Annotated in this window: 2 protein-coding genes; both read right to left on the bottom strand. The window is 59.6% G+C overall.

The features are described 5' to 3' along the window. Positions 1–360: 360 nt before the first annotated feature. Complete coding sequence (locus tag F0L46_RS24915) at positions 361–1,347, bottom strand: DUF4238 domain-containing protein (RefSeq protein WP_188312143.1); 987 nt, start codon at positions 1,345–1,347, stop codon at positions 361–363. 1,155 nt (positions 1,348–2,502) lie between these two features. Then, positions 2,503–2,997 carry a YciE/YciF ferroxidase family protein gene (locus F0L46_RS24910; RefSeq protein ID WP_149822322.1) on the bottom strand — a complete coding sequence of 165 codons (495 nt, stop codon included), beginning with the start codon at positions 2,995–2,997 and terminating at the stop codon, positions 2,503–2,505. Positions 2,998–3,143 lie beyond the last annotated feature (146 nt).

Here is a 3,143-nt window from a genome sequence, read left to right as displayed (position 1 = left end):
CGCGGTGGATTGAAGCTGCTGACGCTGGCCGGACCGCTGGAGGGAACTGTACTCTGCGAACGTGCGTTCGCACGCTTATTTGACGCTCAAGGTTTCACCCGGCAGAGCCAACTGTCCGCTTTCACTATGTGGAGGCCGAAAGCTGCTGGTCCGCTTTCGGCCAAGAGCGCCCGTTCTGCTCCGCGGCGATTGCGGCCATCCAGATAGCTAGGTTGCCGTTCCCGGAAGCGGATGTGCCGCGGCCAGCTTTCTTGTCCGCCTTGAGCGGCGAGCGGGTAAATCATCAGGGAGAACGCGTGGCCAGGAGTGCACGCAACCGCCTGTAGCACCTGACAGTGCAAGAGCGACGCGCCTCTAGGCCTAAATTGGGATGTCTCGGTAGTACTCCCGCAGCTGCTCGCCCCGCCTTAGTGCTCTTGGGTTTATACGATGGCCGCTAGGGAAGAGCTTGATTTTTTTGGCGATGATAGGCGCCGGTTTCTGCGACATATGCTCCTGGACGAACACAAGAGGTCTATCCGTGGTGGCATACACGAACCAATGGGCCTGCTGGGTTACTTGCTTGTTCATCTCAGCAACCAGCTTGGATGGTTCTTGCTCAATAAGAGCGCGGCCTGCGTACGGGGTATTCACAGAAAAAAAGATGTGCTTCGGGCGTATCGGCATAACAATGTAGGCGTCATCGATCGCTAATCCACCGTAGCGGATGATAGGCCGGTCCGACGTTAGCAACGCCTCAGTCCAAAATGGAGTCTTCAGACTGCCCCATTTCATGTTCGCGATGTGGAGTGTGCTATGTAGCGGCTTGCCCCGGTTGGCTAGTGCGAGCATAGCATTCCGTTCCACGAATTCCTTTGACACCGTCGCTAAGTATTCCGCGAAGGTGGGGGGATCATTAGGCCTTTTCGCCGAGAAATAGGCCTCCTCCATTTTGGGCGTCGTTTTCGTCCAATTGGCCGCATAGACCTGCTTCGTAGCTTCGACCTCCTCCGGGTTGCGCGTCCAAAGTGAGACCAGGAACTGCGTCCACCCCACACGCTCCCGCTTTGTCAGTTCCGATCCGGGTTTGGCGTGAAGACGCGCCAGGGCGTCAGCCGCGGCACCATCGATCTTCTGGAAATATTGCTCTTCAAGTGCTTGAGCGAGTTCAGGATCCAGTCCGGCGAGAGTGTACAGTTTGTCCTGAAAGCCTGTCTCCCTAGGAGAGAGCGTCTTAGGCTTGACCGTCGATCCGTATGGCCTGCTGAATTGGACAAGTTTGGTCCCGCCGAGAGACCAGCGCTTGAGGTAGAATTCGGGGATGAAGTGATGCCGCCAGGATGGCTTCTGTGTGCTTGCTCCGCCCACTCTCAGTCTCGTCCTGTAATTGCGAACACCTAGCAATATAGCAGCCGAGAGGAGGGCCTGCACGGGTTGAGTGCGCTAGGTCGGCTTCTAGTTGTAGGTCGTGGCATCCGCGAATTCAGTTCTGAAGCGCGTTGCCACGTTTCAGACCTCCCGCTCCCGGCCAACCCCGGACATTCGGCCCAGTACCTCTTCTGCTTCATCCTGAGGCTTTGCCATGCCTATTGCTACTGAGCGAGGCGTGGCTCGTTCGGCGCCGGGTTCTCTCGCATCCAAGCGCGACATCGAACTCAGCGCCGATGCGATCGCACCTAAGTCGTTGAACGAAACGGGCTCCGCAAACTCGTACTAAACGGCCGCGGTCCAGAGCTCCGGAGAGAATGGCCCACATGGAGAGCGTTTTGGCGTCGTCGTGCGCCTGGGTAGTCCAGAGCCCCAGGCCAAAAACGGCCCGCACCAAAGGCTTATAGCCGCCCGGCTCAGGCGCGGAGAATGATTTGTCAGAGAGAACTGGCGGTGGACGGAGTCGGGTGCGAACCGCTCTCTGCCGAGATCCCTGTTCTCTGGGAGAAAACAGGGACTTCTGTCGAAATCAGGCCATTTACACCCTCTCTCGGCTCCCAGAGCGCTCGCTACGTCAGGCACTTACGCCAGGAATTCCCTGCTGATGCGAACAGGGAACTTGCGTCGTGCAACAGGGACAGCAACATCGTTGAACTGGGAATGACGACAGCGGGTCGAACGCAGCTTCTCACGGACCCTCGCGCGACCCTCGCGCAGTCCACCGTGACGCCCGCCTGGGGACAATCTGATTGGCCCCGAATGGCCGATGTTGGCCGGAGGCGGAATGGCAGCTTCCGGCGCACAAACATCGAAAGCGGACATTCGCAGCCTTTGAAACGGCGGGCGTCACCAGCCCTCTCGATGCGCCCCGGCCAGGGCGGATGTACTCCGGTCGGCGTCCATGCCCGCGTCTGCTTGACGATGCAGGCGCCCGACTGGCGTTTTCAATCAGCCCCCGCCCGTGGTCGCCGGAGCCCGAGGTGCCTCGCACCCATGACCCGGTCGCCCCGGAGCGGGGGCCCATTCCATCAACGATGTGGCCAGAGGCCAATCACCACCCGACGCGATCAACCCGCCGACGTCCGGGCACTTCGCTCAAGTGGCCTTCTTGTTCGCGCGCGTTTCCGCGACCTCGGTGAGCAGGGTATCGGTCTTCCTCTCCTCCTGGAGGTTCTGGTCGATGAGCTTCGCAGCGTCCTTCATCCCGAGCTCTTCCGCGTAGGTTTTGAGCGTCCCGTAGCGCACGATCTCGTAGTGTTCGATGGCCTGGGCGGCAGCGACGAGCGCCACGTCGGCGACCTCGCTGTCACCGAAGTCCTCTATCATGCCCTCGCCTTCCTCGATGATTCCGTTGATGGCCTCACAGGTGACGCCGGAGGCGCGCTTCCCGAGCATTTCGAACACCTGCTCCAGACGCTCAATCTGGCTTTCCGTCTCCTCGCGATGGGTCTCGAATGCCTGCCGGAGCTCCTCGCCCTTCGCAGCCTTGATCATCTTGCGAAGGTTCTTCAGGATCTTCTTTTCGGCGTAGTAGATGTCCTTCAGCGTATGAAGGAACAGATCGTAGAGCGTCTTCTGCTTCGCGGACATGTGAGTACTCCAACTGATTGAACGGGGACTCAACGACGGCTAAGCTTCGGGGTTCCTCCCTGCCCCCGATGCAGTCGCGGTTCTAACCATGCAATTGTCCCGACCAGTGGTCCACGACGTCGATGGCGTGCGCCCAGCGAGCCGGA

Origin of the sequence: Salinarimonas soli, assembly GCF_008386575.1 — a bacterium.
GTDB lineage: Bacteria > Pseudomonadota > Alphaproteobacteria > Rhizobiales > Beijerinckiaceae > Salinarimonas_A > Salinarimonas_A soli.
This window is presented reverse-complemented; position numbering and strand designations above follow the sequence as displayed.

What these genes read in the sequence shown, in the direction of transcription:
- F0L46_RS24910 (WP_149822322.1), bottom strand. Translation starts at nt 2,997, where the DNA reads ATGTCCGCGAAGCAGAAGACGCTCTACGATCTGTTCCTTCATACGCTG.